Origin of the sequence: Nostoc sp. UIC 10607 (genome assembly GCF_047228265.1) — a bacterium.
GTDB lineage: Bacteria > Cyanobacteriota > Cyanobacteriia > Cyanobacteriales > Nostocaceae > Nostoc > Nostoc foliaceum_A.
The window spans coordinates 1-23,571 of the sequence record NZ_JBIQNW010000015.1 but is presented as its reverse complement, the minus strand read 5'-3'; the positions used below and the strand labels follow the sequence as shown (position 1 = coordinate 23,571).

17 protein-coding genes and 1 pseudogene are annotated in these 23,571 nt (G+C 45.0%); 6 read left to right on the top strand and 12 right to left on the bottom strand.

Annotation, left to right across the window (positions count from 1 at the left end; all coding sequences use genetic code 11):
• Positions 1–76 precede the first annotated feature (76 nt).
• The 4 genes from ACEYW6_RS15655 (at position 77) to ACEYW6_RS15640 (ending at position 2,591) form a co-directional block, all read left to right on the top strand.
• Positions 77–265, top strand: a complete 189-nt coding sequence (locus tag ACEYW6_RS15655) for a hypothetical protein (RefSeq protein WP_196510076.1) — start codon at positions 77–79, stop codon at positions 263–265.
• Positions 266–667: 402 nt separating this feature from the next.
• Positions 668–1,180, top strand: a complete 513-nt coding sequence (locus ACEYW6_RS15650) for an inorganic diphosphatase (RefSeq protein WP_094349222.1) — start codon at positions 668–670, stop codon at positions 1,178–1,180.
• A gap of 113 nt (positions 1,181–1,293) precedes the next feature.
• Positions 1,294–1,677 (top strand): aspartate 1-decarboxylase, encoded by a 384-nt coding sequence (gene panD / locus ACEYW6_RS15645; protein WP_190896252.1) that lies wholly within the window; start codon positions 1,294–1,296, stop codon positions 1,675–1,677.
• Between the two features lie 11 nt (positions 1,678–1,688).
• A complete protein-coding gene (locus tag ACEYW6_RS15640; RefSeq protein WP_412980428.1) occupies positions 1,689–2,591 on the top strand; it encodes an MBL fold metallo-hydrolase in 903 nt (300 codons plus the stop codon).
• A 171-nt stretch (positions 2,592–2,762) separates the two neighbouring features.
• On the opposite strand, the gene ACEYW6_RS15635 is transcribed toward ACEYW6_RS15640, so the two are convergent.
• The 4 genes from ACEYW6_RS15635 to ACEYW6_RS15620 all read right to left on the bottom strand — a co-directional run bounded on the left by ACEYW6_RS15635 (position 2,763) and on the right by ACEYW6_RS15620 (position 9,397).
• Complete coding sequence (locus tag ACEYW6_RS15635; RefSeq protein ID WP_412980426.1) at positions 2,763–3,977, bottom strand: HhoA/HhoB/HtrA family serine endopeptidase; 1,215 nt, start codon at positions 3,975–3,977, stop codon at positions 2,763–2,765.
• A gap of 341 nt (positions 3,978–4,318) precedes the next feature.
• Positions 4,319–5,641, bottom strand: a complete 1,323-nt coding sequence (locus ACEYW6_RS15630; RefSeq protein WP_196510079.1) for a D-alanyl-D-alanine carboxypeptidase — start codon at positions 5,639–5,641, stop codon at positions 4,319–4,321.
• A gap of 427 nt (positions 5,642–6,068) precedes the next feature.
• Complete coding sequence (locus ACEYW6_RS15625; RefSeq protein ID WP_196510080.1) at positions 6,069–7,139, bottom strand: LOG family protein; 1,071 nt, start codon at positions 7,137–7,139, stop codon at positions 6,069–6,071.
• 488 nt (positions 7,140–7,627) lie between these two features.
• A complete protein-coding gene (locus ACEYW6_RS15620; protein ID WP_412980425.1) occupies positions 7,628–9,397 on the bottom strand; it encodes a pentapeptide repeat-containing protein in 1,770 nt (589 codons plus the stop codon).
• 532 nt (positions 9,398–9,929) lie between these two features.
• On the opposite strand from ACEYW6_RS15620, the gene ACEYW6_RS15615 reads away from it, so the two are divergent.
• Positions 9,930–12,941 carry a zinc-dependent metalloprotease gene (locus ACEYW6_RS15615; RefSeq protein WP_412980424.1) on the top strand — a complete coding sequence of 1,004 codons (3,012 nt, stop codon included), beginning with the start codon at positions 9,930–9,932 and terminating at the stop codon, positions 12,939–12,941.
• Between the two features lie 201 nt (positions 12,942–13,142).
• Here the strand turns inward: ACEYW6_RS15615 and ACEYW6_RS15610 are convergent, their stop codons facing one another.
• The 8 genes from ACEYW6_RS15610 to ACEYW6_RS15575 all read right to left on the bottom strand — a co-directional run bounded on the left by ACEYW6_RS15610 (position 13,143) and on the right by ACEYW6_RS15575 (position 22,536).
• Positions 13,143–13,877: a DUF1995 family protein gene (locus tag ACEYW6_RS15610; protein WP_190896232.1), complete on the bottom strand. Its 735-nt coding sequence runs from the start codon at positions 13,875–13,877 to the stop codon at positions 13,143–13,145.
• A gap of 298 nt (positions 13,878–14,175) precedes the next feature.
• Entirely contained in the window at positions 14,176–16,167 is a 1,992-nt protein-coding gene (locus tag ACEYW6_RS15605) for a response regulator (RefSeq protein ID WP_412980423.1), read from the bottom strand.
• On the bottom strand, positions 16,160–18,334 hold the full coding sequence (locus ACEYW6_RS15600) for an ATP-binding protein (RefSeq protein ID WP_412980422.1): 2,175 nt from the start codon (positions 18,332–18,334) through the stop codon (positions 16,160–16,162). Before ACEYW6_RS15600 ends, ACEYW6_RS15605 begins: the two co-directional genes overlap by 8 nt.
• Before the next feature lie 83 nt (positions 18,335–18,417).
• Complete coding sequence (locus ACEYW6_RS15595; protein ID WP_412980421.1) at positions 18,418–19,428, bottom strand: SpoIIE family protein phosphatase; 1,011 nt, start codon at positions 19,426–19,428, stop codon at positions 18,418–18,420.
• 1 nt (position 19,429) lies between these two features.
• Entirely contained in the window at positions 19,430–19,828 is a 399-nt protein-coding gene (locus ACEYW6_RS15590; protein ID WP_412980420.1) for an anti-sigma regulatory factor, read from the bottom strand.
• Positions 19,815–20,204 carry an STAS domain-containing protein gene (locus ACEYW6_RS15585; protein WP_412980506.1) on the bottom strand — a complete coding sequence of 130 codons (390 nt, stop codon included), beginning with the start codon at positions 20,202–20,204 and terminating at the stop codon, positions 19,815–19,817. The genes ACEYW6_RS15590 and ACEYW6_RS15585 overlap by 14 nt, the downstream gene beginning before the upstream one ends.
• A gap of 34 nt (positions 20,205–20,238) precedes the next feature.
• Positions 20,239–21,090 (bottom strand): STAS domain-containing protein, encoded by an 852-nt coding sequence (locus tag ACEYW6_RS15580; protein WP_412980419.1) that lies wholly within the window; start codon positions 21,088–21,090, stop codon positions 20,239–20,241.
• 276 nt (positions 21,091–21,366) lie between these two features.
• A complete protein-coding gene (locus ACEYW6_RS15575; protein ID WP_412980505.1) occupies positions 21,367–22,536 on the bottom strand; it encodes a cysteine desulfurase family protein in 1,170 nt (389 codons plus the stop codon).
• Between the two features lie 219 nt (positions 22,537–22,755).
• On the opposite strand from ACEYW6_RS15575, the pseudogene ACEYW6_RS15570 reads away from it, so the two are divergent.
• Positions 22,756–23,493: pseudogene (locus ACEYW6_RS15570) on the top strand (phospholipase D-like domain-containing protein); the annotation flags it as partial.
• Positions 23,494–23,571 lie beyond the last annotated feature (78 nt).

Here is a 23,571-nt window from a genome sequence, read left to right as displayed (position 1 = left end):
AAAATAGCTAACATAGCATTAAGGCTCTCGTTCAGAGAGTAGACCTACACAGTGATACGAAAAACGTCAATTTTGTATGAATTCAAATAGCCAGTCTGCCAATTCTTCCGACACATATTCCCAACGTTTGGCAGACATTGTGGGAACTGCGATCGCTCTGTTGACTCTTACCCTACCCGTATTTGTCATCGCCCACTATTCTTCAAGTGATGTCCAAAATAACCAGCAACCCCTGATCGAAAACCTACAAGGAAGGAAAGATTGATAAAGCTTCCCAGTAGCATTTCACCAGCAGGAGAGCTACAAACAGGAGAGAACTGATTTTTAGATAACCTCTGTAAATGTGGATGTAGTTGATCAGGCATAAGCTGAATCTGTATTATGTGACTCCAGATTTCAGTTGTCTTGACAGAGTAGACGCAGAAATCAAGGGCAGGAGAGAATAATACCCTCTTGGAAAAAGCGTTGCGAAGTAACTTCGCAACGCTTTTTCCATTTTTTGGCTAATTCAAAGGAATACGGTATAGGTTATGGGGCAATACGCTTGGGTTAAGCAATGCTGTGGAATGAATACCTTGGGAAGAGATCCATATTGCCCTAAAATTCTACACGGGGAGCGAAGCTGACTGAGTGCCCCCATAATTCATTGTTATCAGAGGAGTTTTTTGTGGACTTATCTCGTATTCCTGCCCAACCGAAACCGGGTCTAATCAACGTTCTGATTGAAATTACTGGCGGAAGTAAAAATAAATACGAATACGACAAGGAACTAGAAGCTTTTGCTCTAGACCGAGTACTTTATTCCTCGGTACAATATCCATACGACTACGGCTTTGTACCCAATACCTTGGCTGATGATGGCGATCCCCTAGATGGTATGGTCATAATTGACGAGCCAACCTTTCCAGGCTGCATTATTGCTGCAAGACCAATTGGCTTCTTGGAGATGATTGACGGTGGCGATCGCGATGAAAAAATCCTTTGTGTTCCTGACAAAGATCCACGCTACACTCAGGTAAAATCCCTGAAAGACGTAGCGCCACACCGCTTAGATGAAATTGCCGAATTTTTCCGTAGTTATAAAAATTTGGAAAAAAAGGTGACAGAAATTCTCGGTTGGCAAGATGTGGATAAGGTTGCAGCTTTAGTAGAAAAATCCGTCAAAGCTTATAGAGGATAATAGAGGAGTTAGGAGTTAGGAGTTAAGAGTTATAAATTTTTATTCCTAACTCCTCACTTTGATAACTTTCGCTTGTCACGGATTTTAAAATCTGCCACCAACCCCAAACCCAAATGCAGCGTACTCTCCTTTTGGCAAAAATTCATAACTGCACCCTCACAGGGGCGAATATTAACTACGTGGGTAGTATCAGCATCGATGAAATCCTTTTGGAAAAAGCTGGTATCTTACCCTATGAGCAGGTGCAAGTAGTTAATAATGCCAACGGTCAGCGCTTTATTACCTATGCGATCCCGGCTCCAGCCCATTCAGGAGTAATTGAACTAAATGGGGGTGCGGCACGTCTAGGCATTATTGGCGATCGCTTGATTATAATGACTTACGGGCATTTCACTCCAGAAGAGTTAAAAAGTTACTCTCCTACAGTAGTCATTGTGGACGAAAAAAACCAACTCTTAGAAGTGCGGCGCTACGATGACTTGCTTAGTAAGGTCTAATTTCAAGGAAAATGTCAAATTTTGAGTTGTCGGGTTCCCAGAGCTACATACCTGAAAAGTCAGCTACCATGCCAAGTAGTCCAGCAGGTGAATTTCTAGTGCAATTCTGGGGTGTAAGAGGTTTGATTCCTACCCCAAGTAGCAACACCAACCGTTATGGTGGTAATACCGCTTGTGTAGAAATGCATGTAGCTGGAAAACGCTTGATTTTTGATGGCGGTACTGGCTTACGCATACTGGGTAAAACTTGGCAAGAACTGCAACAGCCACTACAAGCCCATTTATTTTTTACTAACTGCCAATCAAATCGGATTCAAGGGTTTCCCTTTTTTGCTCCCGCATTTATTCTGGAAAATTGTTTCCATATTTACGGCACAGCTGCCTCAAATGGAGCCTCAATCAAACAATGTCTGTACGATCAGATGCTCCAACCACACTTTCCTTACCCTTTACAGGTAATGCAGTCGGAATTGCAATTTTACAATCTGACTCCAGATAGTGATGTGAAGCTAGATGATGTCATTATTACAACCGCATTAATCAATCAAACTCAGCGGTCAGTTGGTTACCGAGTTACTTGGCAAGAGTATAGCGTTGCCTACGTCACGGATTTGCACCAGAATGCCGATCAAGTGGAGCGAGAGCGGATTTTACAGTTCATTCAAGGCGTTGACTTGCTGATTGCCAATGCTACTTACACTCCCCCTACCTCTCACAACCATGACTCTGCTGATTTACTTTGGCAAGCTGCGGTGAATGCAGCCCTGAATGCTGGCGTTAAACGGCTAGCCATTTCTCATCATCACCCAGATGACCATGATGATTTTCTTGATCAGGTTCAAGTCGATATTAAATCTGCCTTTCCTGAAGGAATAATAGCTCATGAAGGTTTAGTATTAGCTGTTAGTAAGTGATTGAGCATGGTTAAGAGGTAACAGGGGGAGTAAAACACCACAAAAGTTATCCAGTTTTTACATTTATGAGCTATGGTAGCGGATCTCGTTTGCAGACAAAGGGCGCACAGCTAGCTGTGCGCCCCTACTATATTTCACGTTTAAGTTGATACCAGTAACAGATATGCGCCTCTACGAAGCATTTTGCAACTCGGCTGTGCGGACTGAAAGCTGCTGTGTCTGATTACCCCGTTGCACTTTCACCTGCAATACTTGACCAAGACGACTATCTTCTACAACATTCTGCAATTGTTCAGCACTGGTAATAGCTTTACCATCAACTTGAAGAATTACATCCCCGCGCCGGATACCCGCAGATGCAGCTGGAGAATTGGGGACAACTCGCATGACAAAAACACCATTAATTTCCGGTATCTGAATAGGAGAGTTGGGATCAGTGTTATTTTGCTTGGCAAGATCGGGTGTCAAAGTTAGCATTTGCACACCTAGATAGGGGTGAGCAACTTTACCATCACGTTGTAGTTGCGCTGCGATCGCTTTGGCTTTATCGATAGGAATCGCAAACCCAATACCCATTGCATCAGGGCGAATGGCTGTGTTAATGCCTATCACTTCACCTTGACCATTTAATAGTGGCCCGCCAGAGTTACCAGGGTTAATCGCGGCATCTGTCTGAATGAAGTCCAAGCGTTTGTCGCTAATGCCGACTTGGGCGCTAGAACGTTTGAGGGTACTGACAATTCCCAAGGTAACGGTGTTATCAAATCCCAAAGGATTACCAACTGCGATCGCCCAGTCTCCTACCTGTACATTACTGGAAGAACCCAAGGGTGCCACTGGTAAATCGTTACCAGCGTTAATTTTGACTACTGCCAAATCTGTGACTTCATCAATACCTTGAACTTTTCCTTCAAAGGTGCGCCCATCTTTGAGTCGGACTGTTACTTTATCAGCCTTATCGACCACATGAGCATTAGTCATAACTAAGCCGCTCTTGTCAATAATGAAACCTGAGCCTAAACCGCGTAACTGCTCAGAAGGCATCTGTTGAGGCAAACCCTCACCAAAAAACCGACGGAAAAAGGGGTCTTCAAAAAATGGATCAACGCGACGAGTAATTGTCCGCTCAGTATCAATTCGGACAACTGCTGTGCCCACACGATTAACTGCTGCTGTGACAAAGCTAGTGCTACCTATAGCAGCAGTAGCTGGTGATTGCCGTTGGGCAATCAGTTGTGAAGTATCTCCAGCAATTCCTGTGGGTGCTGGTTCGGCTTGGGAGGGCAACACTTGCAATGTGCTAACGGTTAGCAGTACTCCTAACGCGATCGCTAAAACATGAGTACTGAGTTGACGTAGAGACCGGGATGATTTGGGAAATCGCATAATCACAACCTAATTTATAAGCCTAATTGTTGCTTAGTCGTGACAAATCTATTTAGAGTTATTTTTACAAAATTGACGTTGGCTTTTTACTTGGGGTTTCGCCTGCTCTTTCCAATTATGGGGTTAGAGAATTTTGCGAACTACCTGTAATCAACTTAATGTAAAATTTAACCCAAAAGCTATTATGGACATTTACCCTTTACAAGTTCGGTTTTTACCCATCAATAAAACTTTTGGATTGCTAATAAGAATATACCTTTCAAAGTCGTGACATCCATAAAAAGGAGATAGGGGATAGTGGACACCCATGCTCACTTTTGGTTCAAAACCTTGTTAATGAACTAACTTTTGAATAAAATTTCATTCCGACTGGCTGCGCCTAACTGGGGTAAAGAGTTGATGGCTGAGTGGGGAGTGAGATTAGTGGGAACAGTTGGAGGGACTTGTAATTGTTGGACAACGCGTTGCAGTAGTTGGTCTTGTCCAGTCCGCAAACCCCAGAGATTTGTCCCACGGTTGATAATAGCAAACCAAACCAAACCGCGATCGCGTGTGGGCATTACTCCCGCTAAAGCACTGACATCCCGGAGAGTACCAGTTTTGATCACAGTTGCGGCGGGAATGTGTCTGGCGTGTAGTGTCCCCCGGTGATCAAATCCAGACATGGGGAACAAGTCAGCCAGATTCAGTTGATGGGCGGCTGCTTCACCTTGAATAGCCATCAACATGGCACAAGCAGCTCTGGGGGAAATGCGATTTTCCTGTCCCAGTCCAGAACCATTGATTAACTGAATTTCCACTTGTGGCACCCTAGCAAGGTTAGCAGCAGTTGATTGGACTACAGTTGCTCCTCCCACTGACTCTGCCAGCATCTCTGCCATATCGTTGTTACTATAAACATTCATTTCCTTGATTAGTTGCTTCAAGGGTAATGAGCGATGACGCAGTAACAGGATTTGTTGAGCGTTGGGTTGCATTGCAACTTTGACAGCGCCCGCAATCACGACTTGAGGCTTGGGCGTTCCCTTAGGCATGATTGAGTGTGTGTAAACAGCGGGGCGACCCCAAGTCCCATGATTTAGTGTTTGCTTGAGCATTAGACCCGCCAGCATTGGCTGCCGTTGGAAATTCATGGCAAAACTGCCGTTAATGATCAAATTTCCCTTTACCTGCTTGATGCCTATTTTATTGAGAGTATTACCAAGAGCGATCGCTTCTTCCCAAACAAACAAAGGATCGCCACCGCCTGTAATCACCAAATCGCCCTGCACAACCCCCTTGACTATTGGGCCAGTGACACTCACCAAAGTATCAAATTGGTAGTCTGGCCCCCAAGTTTTCAAAGCAACTAGTGAAGTGGCAATTTTGGTTAAAGAGGCAGCCGGCAGAGGTGTTGTCCCTTGGTGATTTGCCATCAGCATCGGCCCCGACTGCATCCAAATTCCCTGACTCTCAGCCAGATTTTGTGCTATCAGTTTTGATGTTACTAGCTCTTTCAGATATTTCTGCACCGTAGTTGCCCCAGTTGGATTTGGATCAGGAGCAAGAACCAAGCCAGGACTACTTTGCCAAGTCAAAGCATCTAAGGCATCTAGAGGCTTGATTTGTACCCCGGCCATCTCCAGCCAAAGCGACACCAAACCTGAACCCAATAATTCCAGCATGTTTTATTCCTCTGTTAGGATCTGATACGTTGTTTATTGTGCTAATATACAAGCTTTTTTACGATAATCAGTATTGAGTCATAATAGCTGGTGTTTTTCTCATCTGGAAGTAGGATGAATAATATTGTTTTCGTGCCTGCTTTGACAATGCCAAAATGCCCATTGCTCATGAAGAGAGACGCATGGAAATAAAAAATCTCCAACTGAGGCAATCATAATGAATTAGTTATGATAAAAGTTTATGGCCAAGTATGAGGCGATCGCATCTCATCAAAATAGTTCTGAAAAAGATAATTCGCAATTCGTAATTGAATTAGTTAAGGAATCATATCCAAACTAATTATAGACCAGCAGTTTTAAAATTTAGTCCGGGACTCAAACCCGAAAATTACGAATTACGAATTACGAATTACGAATTAGTTAATACCTACTTTCTTTCTGGATGTGCTGCATCCTCTGGCGAAAGAATACCCATCTTATTAATTGTGGCAATCATCTGATATAAGCGCCCCAAGTCGCGTTGATTAAAGTACAAAATGAGCCTGGGTAATTCAATAGTTTCATCTTGTGCTTCTTGAGGTAATGCCTGACTTTTTTCAATCCGTCCTTGAATAATAATGTCGCTGAAATCAGCATTGAGTTGCTCTACCTGAGCGTCTGATATATCTGTCTTCAAGCGGATGACTAACTGATCGGCTACATATCGACAGGAGTGATAAACTTGGTAAAAACGAGTAATGGCATCACAAGCCACATCCAAGTTGTCTGTCACCGTGTAAAGGCTGGGATCTTCAGGGCTGACAAGACCATTTTGCACTAGTTGCTTATCAATATATTCGCTCCAAGACCGCCAGTAATCGCCACCAGGGTGGTCAATTAAAACTAGAGGTACTGGGCCAAATTTACCAGTTTGGCTTAATGTCATACATTCAAAAGCTTCATCTTGAGTGCCAAAGCCTCCAGGAAACAAGGCTACAGCATCACTTTCTTTGAGGAGAAACAGCTTGCGGGTAAAGAAATATTTGAAGTGAATTAACTTGGGATCACCTTCTATAAACGGGTTCGCTTCCTGCTCAAAGGGTAACTGAATGTTTAATCCAAAGGAATTTTCTCGCCCAGCCCCTTCGTGTCCCGCCTGCATGATTCCACCACCACCGCCAGTCATCACCATAAATCCTAATTGAGAAACAGCGCGACCAAACTCAAGGGCCATTTGGTACTCTGGTGTATCTGGCGCTAGACGAGCAGAACCAAAGATAGTGACTTTGCGAACGTGTCGGTAATCATAGAACAGCTGAAAACCGCGCTCCATATCTGCTAACGCAGCCGATAAGATTTTCCAATCGAGACGCTCAATTTCGGTATCAGCTAGACGAACAATAGTAGCAAGTGCTTGCTGAATAAATTGCCGATTTTTTAATGTCGGTAAACGAGCGATCAATTCAGCGATATCCGCCTGTAAAGACTCTAATGTGTCAAACGACGCAGATGAGGTCATGAGAACTGCCGCAACAATGGCACTATATTTTACGTGAATGACTCACACTCTAGCAAGCGGGATATAGCCCTCTGATGTGCAGTTAGTATTCTCAGAACTGGTTTTGAGGTAGTATTGATTATTAGTCAAGCTGAGATCCCCATTTTTTGAGATTGAAACTCGTAAGTTGGTGTACGGAACTCGGAAGTTCGTGTAAAGAACTCGAAAAGTCTTGTTCGGAATTGGGAAGTTGGTGCTCTGAACTCGGAAGTTGGTGTTCAGAACTTGAAAAGTTGCGTTCGGAACTCAAAAAGTCATGTTCGGAACTCGGAAGTTGGTGTTCGGAACTTGGAAGATGGTGTTCGGAACTCGGAAGATGGTGTTCGGAACTCGGAAAGTCGTGTTTAGAACTCGAAAGGTGGTGTATGAGAATAACGAACCGCAAAGTGCGCAAAGGACGCAAAGAATAAAAATGTCAACGCGTCCCCGTGTCCCCCTATCCCCTTATCTCAATTCAGCCCCAGTTCTTCCTTCAACGTCTCTGGCATATTAACTGCTGTCTCTAATCCCCGCACACCTTCCCACTGCTGCTTTTTACCCCAGGTCATTTTTTCCAAATTGGCGTCGCTGAGGTCAGCACCACCCAGAATGGCATAACTTAGGTTGCTGTAGCTGAGATTCGCGCCGTTGAGAATAGCACCACTGAGGTTACTGCCACTGAGGTTAGCACTGTTAAGGTTGGCATGGCTGAGGTCTGTGCCGAAAAGGATAGCGTCGGTGAGGTCGGCACCACTGAGGTCGGCTTCGCTAAGAATCACCCCGCTGAGGTCGGCTTCGTTGAGGATTACCCGACTCAGGTCTACGCCACTGAGGTCTGCGCCTAAGAACATTGCGCCGTTGAGTCTGGCATCATTAAGCTTGGCACCGTTAAGTTTGGCATAGCTGAGGTCAGCGGCGATGAGGACGGCATCACTAAGGTTGGTACTGAAAAGAATTGTGTCGCTGAGGTTCGTACCGTTGAGGATGGCGTGACTCAAATCAGCACCACTGAGGTCGGCACGACAGAGGTCGGCATGGTTAAGGTTGGCGCTGCTGAGGTTGGCTTCACTTAGATTCGCACCGAAAAGGATGGCGTTACTTAGGTCGGCATGGCTAAAGTTGCTGCTGCTGAGGTCGGCGCGGTTGAAGTCGGCGCGACTGAGGTCGGCGCGACTGAGATTGGTGCTGCTAAGGTCGGCGCGGTTGAGGTCGGCGCGGCTAAGGTTGGCACAGCTAAGGTTGGCACCGCTGAGGTTGGTGCTGCTGAGGTCAGCACCGCTGAGGTTGGCACCGCTGAGATTTGCACCGCTGAGGTTGGCATCGCCGAGGTTAGCACCGCTAAGGTTGGCACCGCTGAAATTTACACCAGTTAAGTTGGCATCGCCGAGATAAGCAAGGCTTAGGTCAGCACCCCTAAAGTCTGCCCCGGTGAGGTTGGCATCGCCCAGGTAAGCATTCCGAAAGTTGCCGCCTTTAAGGAATTGCCCGACTATACTACTAAAATTACCAATTTCCAGGGCATCACTATAGTTGATGATCCGCAGCAGTTGAGATGTGAAAAAATTGTCTGTGTCTGGTTGAGCAGATGGATAGAAGGTGATTTTTTGTTTGAGTTCATCTTGATCTTGGGCGTAGCGGTGTAACTCTAACAGTAAAATTAATACGTTCAGCCCTGTATATATGTCTACCTGTCTCAGCCCGATCGCAATATTTTGTGCCGCTAACTTTAATCTTGTTTTCTGAGGCAGGTTATCATCTGGTGTCCCATCGATAAATTCACCTTGACACCAGCGACGATAAAAATCTTCTAGCCGCCAGAAAAGCAGTTCTGGGCGAATTTTTTTACCAGTCACTACCAATTCCCTTACTTGGTTGACTATTTCTGGTTTCAGCGCCCCATTGCCCAGTAAATCATAAATCTCTTCGTGCATCTGGCGATCGCACACTCTCAAGCAGAACTCTGATGGTAGTGTGCCCGATGTCTGATCACCTATCTTAGAAGTCAAACTGCTCCTTGATATTGTCCATTTTTCTAAGCTTTCTTGCAGCCTTTGAGACCATAAATCTTCCTGGAAATTATTTTTAGCCAATTTAACGCTTTTGTCTGGTTCTTTAATACTTTTTCCTAGAGGCAAAACTGCTTCAGTTCCCATAGCTGTGGTCTTTGACATCTCTTGCAACCTTATATCCTTCACATAATTTCTCAGCAGTTGCCAGACTTGAGATAAATATGTTGACATTTCTGTGTCCGTTGTTACATTTAAATTACTGTTTTGATAATCCTGAATTAAAAATTTTTCTGTGCTAATTTGCTTATCATTGTCAAAATTAATAGTATCAATAAATACTACACGAAAAATAACATGCGTTGGCGATGTCTACAATTGACTACACCGACGGCGTTCCTGGAGGGAGGCTTATCGCTAACTCGTAGTAACCTCAAGCTTCTTCTGCTGATGCAAATAAAATGTCATCGGCAAAATTCTTTTAAAAATCAAGTAATTTTCCTATTTGGGCTAATTTGTTATACTTTTTTCTCAAGATATTTACTAATCTGATGTAAAAATAATACTTACTCTTTGTAAGAGACGGAATTATTAGGAAAAATCTTACTGTACAACAGCGTAACAAAGTTGAAAAATGGCAACTAAAATTAAAGTCTAAAGTTTGGTGCTTGATATCAAGCATCTGAGAAAATCGGCAAAAAGTCGGCTATATAGCTTTGCAAAAGTTAAAAATTAACTACGGGATAGTTATTGGGGGATTGATGCGATGAACAACAGATTAACCTTTTATATGATTTTGTTACATAGTTTGTTTTTAGGAATAGCAACGGCTAGCGCCAAGTCACCGTCTGTTAACATTGGTACAGAGTTATCAGCAAAGCATAAGGCTGTGCGGGTTGTCGAAGCTGTGGTTACAGCCAGAAGTGGAGAGAAATCCAATAGTAAGTTAACGATAGGAACTTCTTCAACGAAAATCTCAGAGTTATCGTCAAGGAATATCAATATTCCCCAGAAACAGAGCCTACCTTCAGGGCAAGTTTGGGTAGTTAATAAAAATAAAGACGTACAGCCTCAACCGTTTATTTGGGTAGTAAAAGACCTAAAAAAAGTAGGACAGCAACCATTTTTACAAGTTGCAAAACCCCCAGAAAAGCCTAAACCTAGCAAAACACCAACAACAAAGGATGAGTTAGAAGCCTTTGACGAAGTAATCAAAGACACCCAAAAGTCAGGGGGTTTGTTTACCCTTTATCGCAATAAAGAAAAGAATAAAATTTATCTAGAAATTAAGCCAGAGCAACTCAATAAAAATTACCTAGCTACGGCAACCCTAGAATCTGGCATTGGCGAACGAGGTATTTACAGCGGTATGCCTCTGCAAGATTTTTTATTTTATTTCCAGCGGGTAGATGATAAATTAAACTTCGTCATCCGCAATGTTAATTTTCGCACTCGTGAGGGAGATCCTCAAGTGCGATCGCTAGCCCGGTCTTTTAGTGACTCTGTTCTCTACAGCATTTCTCTTAAAAGCATTCATCCAGAACGCAAAACTCTTCTCATCGACTTGGGAGATTTGCTACTCACAGACTTGGCTGGATTGTCTGTAAGTTTAGGAGTCCCAGGAAGCACAGACCAGTCTTATTTTGGTACTGCTAAAGCGTTTCCCCAAAATTTAGAAATTGAATCAGTTTTAAATTTCTCTGGTGGTACTGGCCGTGACAGTGAAATAGCAAGCTTTGCGTCGCTAGCTGATAACCGTGGCTTTACCCTGCGCGTCCACTACAGTCTCTCCCAACTACCCGATAAAAATTATCGCCCGCGCCTTGCTGACGATCGCGTCGGCTATTTCATCACCGCCTACCAAGATTTATCCAAAGACGATCGCGGCGATTCTTTTGTCCGCTACATCAATCGCTGGGATTTAGAAAAACAAGAGCCAAAAGCAGTAATTTCTCGCCCCAAAAAACCGATTGTGTTCTGGATTGATAACGCTGTGCCCTTAGAGTACCGCGATGCCATGAAAGAAGGTGTCCTGATGTGGAACAAGGCCTTTCTCAAAGCGGGATTCAAGGATGCAATTGAAGTCCGCCAAATGCCAGATGATGCCACATGGGACCCAGCAGATATTCGTTACAACACGATTCGCTGGATCAACACAGTCGATGGTTATTTTGCAATGGGGCCATCCCGCGTTAACCCCTTGACTGGGGAAATTTTGGATGCAGACATTCTCGTAGATGCTAGCTTTGTGCGGGTACTCAAGAGTGAGTATCGCAAAATCGTCCAACCCAGCCAAACAGAAAATCGCACCACTCTATCAGCTTTGATGCAAAATCGTCTACTTTGCGCTAATGGTTTAGATGCAAAAAACAATGGTGTACCCCAGCAAATGCAAGGGCAACAAGGGTTGTTGAATCGTTTATCTAAAATGGCTGGGGAGTACGATTTATGCTACGGGATGGAAGCTGCTAACCAGTTTGCCCTTGGTTCACTGGCGATGTCACTGCTGCCAGATACTATGGCCACTCCAGACCAGTTGAAAGAATATATCAATCAATATTTACGTTTAATCATCGCTCACGAAGTTGGCCATACTCTTGGTTTGCGCCATAACTTCCGTGGTAGTACACTGCTATCACCAGACGAGATGAATAATACCGAAATTACCAAAACTAAAGGTCTGACAACTTCGGTGATGGATTATATTCCCCCAAATATTGCCCCTCAAGGGACAAAACAGGGAGATTATTTTCCCAATATGGTGGGGCCTTATGATGAGTGGGCGATTAAATATGGCTACATACCAATTCAGACATCAACTCCCATAGCAGAAAAGCCGATTTTGGAAGAAATTGCTGCACAATCCTATAAGCCAGAATTGAGTTATTCCACAGATGAAGATGTCTATGACCTTGACCCCACAGCCGATGCTTGGGATAACAGCGGCAATGTCCTGCTTTATTCTCAGTGGCAGTTGAATAATTCACGGGTGATGTGGGAACGTCTTGATAAGCGTTACCCAATGGCTGGTGATAGTTACAGCGATGTGAGCGAACGTTTTAGTACAGTATTGGGTAACTATTTCCAGCAAATATATTACACCACAAAATATATTGGGGGACAGTCTTTTTATCGCATCCACCCTAGCGAAATCACCTCTGGAGTTAACCAACAGCGATTACCATTTAAACCGGTACCAGTTGAAGAACAACGGCAGGCTTTAGAAACGCTGCAAAAATATGTATTTGCAGAAGATGCCTTGAAGTTTTCACCAGAACTACTGAATAAATTAGCTCCTTCCCGTTGGCGACACTGGGGTAGTTCTCCGCAAGTTGGTCGTTTGGATTTTCCAATTCATGACTTGGTGCTGTTGATGCAAGGTTCTGTGTTGCGGGATTTACTCTCAGGCGATCGCCTCTCTCGCCTCAAGGATATTGAACTGAAAACCAAGCCAGAAAATGCACTGACTCTGCCGGAACTATTTGACACTTTGCAGTCAGGTATCTGGACAGAAGTAATCAAACCAAAAGGTCAACCAATGAAGATTGCCAGTTTGCGGCGAGGCTTACAGCGGCAATACCTGGATATTTTGACTGGTATGGTGTTGCGAAAAGAATATGTTCCAGAAGATGCTCGTACTCTGGCGTGGTATAAACTGAGACAACTAAATGAGAAACTTAAGGGGGTTAATTCCGAGGATGAATACACCAAAGCGCACTTATTAGAAACGCGCGATCGCATCGAGAAAGTCTTAAACGCTCCATTGCAAGCGAATTAAAAAAGTTAGGAGTTAGGAGTTAATCTTAAAACTCCTAATTCCTCTTCTTCTCCCATTATGATGTGGAAACGGAGGAAACTCCAAAACGCTTAAATCGTTAGCGCTTAAGACTTTCAGCGATTTCAGGATCAAGTTTATATATAAAAAACTCAAAATGAGGCAGCAGATGAGAAAGTTTCCTCCTGCTACCCTTTGTTTCTTTTAACTACTCAACGCCTTTAAGAAGCGTTGCAAACTCTTAAACACATTGGGCTTTTTCGCAGGTGTCGCGTCTGTTGCTGTTTGCGGTTGTCCCTTCAAGAGGATGAGATCCAACTCATCACCCGATGGTTTTGTAGGTAATTCGGCAATTCTTTGATATTCGCCGCCAATTTCCAGCCAAACTTCCCACTGTCCTGGATAGCAGCGATATAGGGCACTTTCATCGTCTACAGGGCGGAGATAATAGGCGGATTCAATGGTACTAATAAAACGATCGCGGATTTTTCTAGCTGTATAACCAATGCCCACAGTTCCAGAATCTTCTAGGCGGGGATTTAACAAGACTAAAGGACGATCGCCTATTTCTTGACATAACTTTTCCACCTGCGGTACTTCTACAGAAGTGGGGGCGATGAACAAGAAAATTTCATCCTCTGGCTGAATTTTTGTCTGCAAAGAAGCAGCCCTTCCCGTACCAATATCCAAAATTTGAAATGGTGTATCTGCCCAATTACGACGGGCTAAAGCCGCAGCACCAGCGTCAGCAAAGAAAATCTTCAAACGGGAATCATATTCTGTAAACAGTGGCAGAAATTGTTCCGCCACCGGCATAAACTTGAGTTCTGGGAACAGGAAATCAACTTGTATGCGAGTACAGCCAGCTGCAAGGGCGGCTTGGACGGCTACACGAGATTGGGCGATCGCATCTTCAAGAGTATTTGGAAGTTCATTCATGGTTTATTATGTCGTTTTAGCATTACTCCCATTGTTCCAGTATTAGCTCTGATTGAGTAGACAAGTGATGACGATCAACCCCAGGATAGCCGCAATGGGTGTTGGGTTTTGCGTAGGCGTAGCCCGTGAGCAGGAAAGTTCATAGGAGTAAGCATAAAGCTCATTTGAAGAAGTGCGATCGCATAGAAGACACACTCAAAATTTTACCTGTTGGTAAAAGACTCGTTTAAAAGCGAGGTCAAAAATTTCATTGCTTACTTGCGATCGCAAGTATGGCAGAAGTTTTCACCAATCGTTGCTATACCCCTACTATTGTTAAAATAGCTTGCATTAGTACCTCTAGCTCAATTGGTTTAGAAATATGCTGTTGAAATCCGGCTGCTAGTGCAAGTTGTTGATCAATCTCTCCTGCATAAGCAGTGAGAGCGATCGCCGGAATTTCTCCGCCCTGGTCAGCCGACTGCTTTCTAATTTGACGAATTAGTGTGTAGCCATCCATATCGGGCATACCAATATCACTGATTAACAAATCAAATTTTGCTTGCTTCAAACTGCTGAGAGCATCATGTGCTGATTCCACTTCAGTCACTTGCGCCCCGTACTGTTCTAGCAGGAAGCCGATGAACTCCCGCGAATCTCTGTCATCATCTACAAGCAGCGCTTGCAATCCATTCAGATTAAAATCTGAGTGATTATGAAACGCAGCATCATCTTGATTCAGTTTTGCCGCAGCGATGAGTGGAAACTTGACTGTAAACGTTGCTCCTTGACCTTCTCCAGGGCTTGCTACCTCAACAGTTCCTCCATGCAATTCAACCAAATGGCGCACGATCGCTAACCCTAACCCCAATCCTCCAAATCTTCGGGTTGTTGTCCCATCGGCTTGGCGGAAGTAGTCAAAGACGTAGGGCAGAAATTCAGCAGAGATCCCCATACCAGTGTCGCTGACAGAGATTTGAGTGTATTCCAAAGGATGAGTATCTACTTCATTCCTCCCTTTACCTTCATCCTTGATCCTTTCTAACCGCACCTCTACCCGACCACCCTGTGAGGTAAATTTAATCGCATTGGAAAGTAGATTCCAAACAACCTGTTGCAGGCGACTAGAATCACCCAACACTTGCCCAACGTTCGGTTCAAATATTGTTTGAATCTGAATGGATTTAGCTTCAGCAGAGAGCCGCACGGTTTCCAGAGCCGCTTTGATGGTACAAGTTAGACCGACTGGAACTGTATGCAAACTCAACTTGCCTTGGAGAATACGCGACACATCGAGCAAATCTTCAATCAATTGCGCTTGCAGCTTGGCATTACGCTCGATTGTTTCGAGTGCATACTGAGTTTTGGCTGCGTTCTGGTGGCTCGTTTGCAAAATTTTTGCCCATCCCAAAATAGGATTCAAGGGCGATCGCAATTCATGAGACAGCACTGCTAGAAACTCATCTTTAATCCGATTAGCTTGTTGCGCTTGTTCAGTTTGTTGCTGCAAAGAAATCATCAGCTGATTGAGGCGATCGTTCTGCTCTTGCAGCAAGGCTGATGCTCGCTTCCGTTCGGTGATATCGGACAGGATGAAAACGGCACCCGTGAGAGTCCCATGCCCATCAAATACCGGATCGATGGTTTTGGCAAACCATCGTCCTGTGGACTGGAATTCTAAAACTTGCCGTTGGTGAGTTTCTTTAGCACGGCGAAAGCAGGTGCCATCACCAATTCCCAATTCTGCGCCCATCAACTCATGGTGAACACAACCTAAAATTTCGTGAGAGGGCTTGCAAAAAAGCTGCATCATCGCTAGATTACAGCGCAGAATTATACCTTCCTGGTCTACCAGACATACGCTGTCCTTGATAGAGTCAAAGGTAGTTTGCCACTCCCGTGCTGAGGATAAAGCAGCTTCTTCGGCTCGGCGAATTCGCAGCAGCGATCGCACCGTAGCAAGTAGTTCAATGGGTTCAACAGGTTGCACCAGATAAGCATCGGCTCCACTGTCTAAGCCTTCTGCTTTATCCTGGCTTTGAATAAAACTTGCAGAAAGATGTAACACGGGAATAAAAGCAGTTTCGGGGTTTGCCTTAATTTGGCGACAGACTTCAAAACCACTGATATCTGGTAATTTGACATCCAAAATCACCAGAGCAGGCTGATGTTCAGCAGTTGCCTTTAATCCTGCTGCTCCGGTTGCCGCTTCCACGACGGTAAAGCCTGCATTTTGCAAAATCCGGGTGACAACGTAACGATTTGCTTCGTTATCGTCAACATGCAGAATGATAACCCGTGGCTCAGACATGACTTTGCCCGCAAATATCTAGAACAAGCCCGGCTTTGATCAGTGCATCTTGAAGTTGAGCGTTCGCTGCCATTTGAGAGCCTGTTTCTTTGGAAAGAATAGCGATACTTGTTTTTGCTAATTGGCTCTGTGCTTCTGCATCCAGTTGTGCAGATGAGTGGATGATCACAGGAATCGACTGAGTGACGGGATTGCTCTTAAGCTGCTTGAGTACATCAAACCCGCTGAACTCTGGCATCTCCAGGTCAAGCACGATCGCAGTCGGTTGCTCGCATTGTGCCAAATTTAATCCTTCCCATCCGTTCATGGCTTCTAAAACACTCAATTGTGTATTTACTAACAACTGTTTCACCAAATATCGGTAGGCAGGGTCATCGTCAATTAACAAGATTTTTTGAAGCTTGTTCTGATTAATTAGCGTATTAAGTTTGTTCAACAACGGCAATCTGTCTACCGGCTTAATTAGAAAACCGTTGGCTCCTAACGCTAGTGCTTGCTTCTCGTTATCAATGATGGTAATAACTAGCACAGGGATAGTACGAGTAGTTTCATCTCCTTTGATTTCTCGCAAGAACGTCCAGCCGTTTTGCCCTTCTAGCATGATATCTAGCATAATCGCCGCAGGTTGAAGTTGTTGTAAGGCAAGCCTTGCCTGAGCTAAAGTGCGAGTCGCAATTAATTGATAGGTTGACTCCTGAAGGTGCTTTTCGTAAATAAATAGGGTTTCTAGATGATCTTCAACCGCTAGAATGGGCAGGCGAGTTTGCTCAAGTAATGCAATGGTTTCCGATCGACGGTCGGTCATCGGTTGCAGTAGGGTGGAAAATTCAGTTCCATGTGGGTAGATGATCGGAATCGATGCTGTAAAGGTGGAGCCTTCACCCAGCTTACTTCTAACTGAAATGCTGCCGCCGAGTAGCTCCGTTAGCTTGCGCGATAACGGCAATCCTAACCCGGTTCCCTTCACCTGCTTTTGCAGAGGGGATTCAATTTGGACAAAATCCTCAAAAATGCGCTCTTGATCGGCGGTCGCAATGCCTATGCCCGTATCGGACACGGAGAAGATCACTGTATGACCCCTTTGCACAGCGGTTACACGCACTTCTCCCTGCTCGGTAAATTTGAGGGCATTTGAGATAAAGTTTCTCAGAATTTGCGCGACTTTACCCTCATCACTATATATCTGCCCAATACCGTCAGGTTCCTCGACAATTAGCGCGACAGAGGAGCCTTGAACCAATAATGGGCGCAGCATTCCCCGCAGCGTGGCAAACAAGTCACTAACTTCAAAGGAACTGGGACGGACTTCAATTTTTCCAGCTTCTACCTTTGCCAAATCCAGTAAGTCGTTGACTAGTTCTGATAATCCGCTTGCCCCCTTTTGGATGAATTTCACCTGCTTTTCTTGCTCGGCAGTCAAATCGCCATCCATCCGTGCCAGCAGCATCCGAGATAGCGACAAAATAGAGTTGAGCGGTGTGCGAAACTCATGGCTCATGTTCGAGAGAAAGCGGGTTTTTAGCTCGTTGACCTTTTGCAAGGAATCTGCCTTCTCATCCAATTCCGCATAGAGGGCAACTACACCACGATTAGTATCTTCCAGTTCTCGGTTGAGTTGGGTCAGTTCTTCCTCGCGCTTCCGTAACTCTGCCATTGCCCGCAGTAATTCCTGGTTTTGTCGCTGGATTTCTTCATAGGGATTTTGGGGCGATCGCTTCATCACGGTTTCTCGAATCTGCTGCAATTGCGAATCGCTGAAAGTAGGTGTGCGCTTCGACAGCCTTTTGCTCATCACCACCGTTGTTCCCTGTCCCGGCAGCGATTCCATCTCAAAGAAATCCATCAGCTTGCGGCTGCCCATAATGCCTAGCCCCACTCCTGTAACAGAGGTGTAGCGTCCTGCCAAAACCTCTGCTAGATGAGGAATGCCCCCTCCCTGATCCTGAATCCGAATCAGAAACGCCTGAGGTTCTCCTATCACACAAAATTCAACCGTTCCACCTCTGGCATACTGAAAGGCGTTGCGGGCAATTTCGGAAACTGCCGTTGCCAATCGTGCTTGATCTTGAGTATCAAAGCCCAATTGCTCGGCGATCTCACGAGTTCGTTGTCGAGCTTGGACAACATCCTGTTCGTAGTGGATTTCGAGCGTGAAAACGATTGTCAAGTTGCTTCGCTCCAATTCAAAAAAATTGCACTTTCTTTGGGACTTGTACCTTTAATTACGAATTACGAATTACGAATTACGAATTAGTTATTATTTTCCATTCCTTTAGCCACTAACACCGTCACATCGTCCCGATCTCGGTTAAAGTCTCGGTATAACACACCTGCAATCAGGCTGGGATGTTTTTGACTCAAGCCTGGATAGCGATCAAGCTGCCACTTACTGTCTAATCCGTCAGAATGCATAATTAAAAGTCCGTTGGCATACCAGGGGTAGCCAAACTCTTGAATTTTGCGAATTTCATGTCCGACCGTGCCGTTGTGAGACAGCAGATGGTGGTGTTCAGTAAATGAGAAAATCCTGGCAGCAATATTGCCAATTCCGGCAAAGCGGACAGACTCTTGTTCAAAGTCGATTTCGGCAATGGCGAGTGCCGCTCCTCGTGTACTTCGCAAGGCGGCGTGGGCAGCTTCGACGATCGCACCAGGAGAGCGATGATGTTCTTGAAAAATTCTTACGGCTTGTGAAGCAGCGCTAGCAGCCGCAGGCCCATGCCCTAAGCCATCGGCTACTAGCAACAGGCTGCGGCATTGATCGACTTGACATGCCCAGGCATCTCCTGAAACCTCCTCCCCTCGTTTGGGCAAACAGATCACCCCAATTTCTAAGGTCTTTTCAGGCGGATGGGGTGCCGAGTTTGCCCAGAGGTGGACGAGGAGCGCCGTTCCTTGATTGCGAATCGAGTAAATTTCAAATAAACCAGAGAGGCGACGAATACCGCCCAGTCCATTGCCTAAGGTTCCGGCTGTGGAAAAGCCATCTTGCAAACACTCATCCACATCGACCATTCCCCGTCCTTTATCTAGCGACAAGACTTCAATACCGATGGCTGAATCGTGTTCGATCAATCTTAGTAACAACACTCCACCCTGACCGTGCTGGATCAGATTGTTCGCCAGCTCTGTCACCACAATGCCAACCCTGCCCCGTTGAGTTTCTTGAAAGCCGAGCCGAGTTGCTAGAGCGATCGCTACCCGTCGGGCTTCCCCGGTCTGGCTAGATTCAGTAATTGTAATGATGACAGATTCTCTCATTTTATTTCCATCGTATAATTGTTACCCGTGTTCCTTCTCCCACCGCAGACTGAATCTCAAACTCGTTGGCAAGTCGTTTGGCACCGCCCAGTCCCATACCCAACCCGCCCCCGGTGGTGAACCCATCCTTCAGCGCCAGATCAATATCGGGAATTCCCGGTCCCTGATCTTCAAAGGTCAGCCGGAGTCCTCGTCGTCTTCCTTCCTGAAGGGTTTCTAGCTTTACGGTGCCACCTCCCCCGTATTCTAGGGTGTTACGGGCTAACTCACTAGCAGCGGTCACAATTTTAGTTTGGTCTACTAAGCCAAAGCCAATCTCCACGCCCAGCTGGCGCACGGCTTGCCGAACTAAAACTACATCTGTAGAAGATTGAATATTGATTGTTTCAGTCTTCTGCATTGTCATCTGCACTCCGTTTGGTGGCAGCGACCGGATTTGTGGTTTCATTGAGTGATGATCGCAACAGTGCCATGCCCTTTTCTACGTTTAGGGCAGTGCGAATGCCCGTCAGCGACACCCCCAATTCCACCAGGGTAATTGCCACAGCAGGCTGCATCCCAACGACAACCGTCTCCGCATCTAGTACCCGTGACATTCTGGCAATATTGGCTAAAATCCTACCAATGAAGGAATCAACAATCTCTAATGCCGAAATATCGATTAAGACACCGTGAGCGTTGGTTTGAGTTATGCGGTTGGTTAGGTCGTCCTGTAATGTCATGGCAAGGTGATCGTGCATATCCACTTGGATCGTCACAAGCAGAAAATTGCCCATTTTTAGTATAGGAATGCGTTCCATTGGTTCCTACCTATTGAGGTTGAGAGCGGGTAATGGTCACTCCCAACCGTTTTAGCGCCATGAGAAAGGCATCGGCTAACGTCGCTTTGGTGATTACATCTGCCAAATCTATGCCGAGATAAACGATTGTTTGAGCAATTTGAGGACGAATGCCACTGATCATACAATCGGCTCCCATGAGACGGGCAGCAGTAACGGTCTTGAGCAGATGTTGAGCGGTGAGGGTATCGACGGTGGAAACCCCGGTAATGTCAATAATGGCAACTTCTGACCCGGTTTCAACAATTTTCTGCAATAACGACTCCATCATCATTTGAGTGCGGGCACTATCCAGGGTGCCGATAATGGGTAATGCCAAAATTCCCTCCCAGAGTTTAATTACTGGGGTAGACAGCTCCATCAACTCTTCCTGCTGCCGCAAAATCACCTCTTCCCGCATCTTTTGATACACTTCAACTGTCAGCAATCCCAGCTGATCCAGTAAGTTTGTGGCTAGCCATATCTCTTCACCCAACTCAACGGGGTCTTTTAATTGCTGACGCATTCGGTTGAACAGGGGTTGCTTGAACGAAAAGACGAATGTAGCTGTTTCCGACGGTGTGAAGCCTTTTTGCGATCGCGATCGAGAAATGCTACTTAGGATCTCTCGCATGTCCTCCCATACTGCTGCTTGAATATTGGCCAACTTACCCTGTCCAACGGCGATCCGAAACAGGCTAAGGAATTCCCGGCACTCCTCCTTTAGCTCGGCTTCTTTAATCAAGCCTCTCCGAATATTGACAGTGGCTAACTCCTGAGTCCACTCCGACAGCAGGTCTGCCTCAAAGGTTTCCAGGATCTCTGGTATCTTACTTTCGCTCATCGTTCCTATAAGGGCAACCGCTTTCATTAGTCCAAAATTCAGTGTATGACGATTCAGTCCAACGTGAAAGCTGATATTGGAGAGCGATGTTTTTAGGAGAACTGGGCAACACCTGCCGTTGGCGATTGTGATTCTTGATTAGTTACATAACCACGTCTTTTGACAAAACTGGCCCGAAATCGCCCTGGCCCAGTCTGCGAATACATAGGTGTTAGTTTCAGCCTTGCATAGCCTTTTATGCAACTTAAATGCTCATTAGCTTATTAGTATGAGCGATCAACGCTTAACTAAAGATAAATCCGGTGTCAGCCTTTGCAAAACTTGCTTCAACACCATCACTGTCCAATCTACGTCAGCTTCATTCGTATCACGCCCTAATGTGATGCGAATTCCGCCCAAGGCAGCTTTTTCGGAATAGCCCATTGCTAACAATATTGGGCTAGGGCTAAGTTTACCACTTTGACAGGCAGCACCAGCACTGATGCCGATACCTGCAAGGTTTAGCTGCCGTACCAAGGCTTTACCGCTAAGTTTTTTACCGTCGGCGTTTTCTAGGCACATACTGACATGGTGAGGTAAACGATCGCAGCCATCCCCTGTAGCAATTAAACCAGGAATCTCAGCTAATTGGGCAAAGGCGCGATCGCGTAACTCAATCAATCGTGGTGTTTCTGTAGCCAATTCTTGCGCTGCTAATTCTGCTGCTACACCAAACCCGGCAATTATCGGTACTGCTTGCGTACCAGAACGCAGCCCCATTTCTTGCCCACCACCACCCAGTAAGGGCATCAAATCCACACCAGGACGCACGTACAGCGCCCCTACACCTTGGGGGCCATATATTTTATGACTGGAAAGGCTAAGTAAGTCTACGGCCAGTTGTTGCACATCTATGGGTAAGCGTCCCGCAGCTTGCACTGCATCTGTGTGGAACAAAGCACCGTGCAATCGCACAATCTTACCCAGTACCTCAATTGGTTGCACAGTGCCAACTTCACTTTGACCGTAAATTATAGAAACTAAGGCTGTGTTATGTCGCAATGCTGCCTTTAAATCTAGGGGGTTGACTCTGCCTTTAACATCTACACTTAGGCGCGTAACTTCCCAACCCCACATTTCTAGAAGCTTTACTGTCTCAGAAATTGCGGAATGCTCGACGCTAGAGATAATTATATGTTGAGGAACAGCATACAACCGAGCCACACCCATAATTGCGAGATTATTTGCTTCTGTACCACCAGATGTAAAGATTATTGATGCTGGATCGACAGCATTAATTAGTCCAGCAACTTGGACTCTGGCTTGTTCTACAACCGTTGCAGCGCGTTGTCCCCATTCATGTAAGCTGGAAGGATTGCCCCACTCTTGGGTGAGGACTCTTTGCATAACTGCGATCGCTTCTTTTCGAGTGGGAGTAGTGGCACTGTAATCTAGATAAATTTGCATATAACCGATAATGGTGAGAACACACGTTGGTAGTAGGCTGCTGATCTTGCCAGCATATACACTTTGAGTGGACAAATCCTGAAAAAAATCTCTGTAATTCTGCCTCTCTAGCAGTGGATTTTTCCCTTTACTTGGAAAGTTATTTTCTACTTCATTCAGAGCACAAAATTTTGGGAATTATAAATATGTCCACTCCCAATCCACTTTTAACAGATTACAGTGCAACTTTTATCTAGACAAAGGTATTTTTTATATATCTTTTTACTGATATTCTCCCTTGCTGCTTGTCAACGAGTCCAGTCTCTCAATCAGCGTCCAGCACCTTTACCACAAGACCCGTTAGTTCAAGTTTCTTTTAACCATTCTGAGTCTTCAGAATACAAAGAACCTTACCGTCAGCAAACTCGCCTTGGGGATGATTTGGAAAAACAGATTGTCGATGCGATTACGCAAGCTAAATCTACAGTAGATGTGGCGGTGCAAGAATTACGTTTACCCAAAGTTGCCCAAGCACTGGTTGATAGACAAAAAGCTGGGGTGAAAGTCAGGATAATTTTAGAAAATACCTATAGCCGACCTTGGAGCAACTTAACATCTACTGAAGTAGGTAAGTTAGATAAAAGGGAACAGGAACGCTACAACGAATTTCGCAAATTTATCGATATTAACCAAGATAATCAACTCACTCCAGCAGAAATCAATCAAAGAGATGCTTTGATAATTTTGCAAAATGCCAAAATTCTCTGGATAGATGATCAAGCAGATGGTTCAGCTGGTAGCAGTTTGATGCATCACAAATTTGTGATTGTGGATAATCGCGTTGTAATTATAACTTCGGCCAATTTTACTTTAAGTGATACTTATGGTGATTTCACAAATTCTAGCAGTTTAGGCAATGCCAATAATTTATTGCAGATTGACAGCCCAGAATTAGCATCTTTATTTACAGAAGAGTTTACCCGGATTTCTCACAAAGCCTGAAAAAAGAAGAGTCAAAAACTGCCAAAATGACTAATATACCTGAATTCCAGCAGT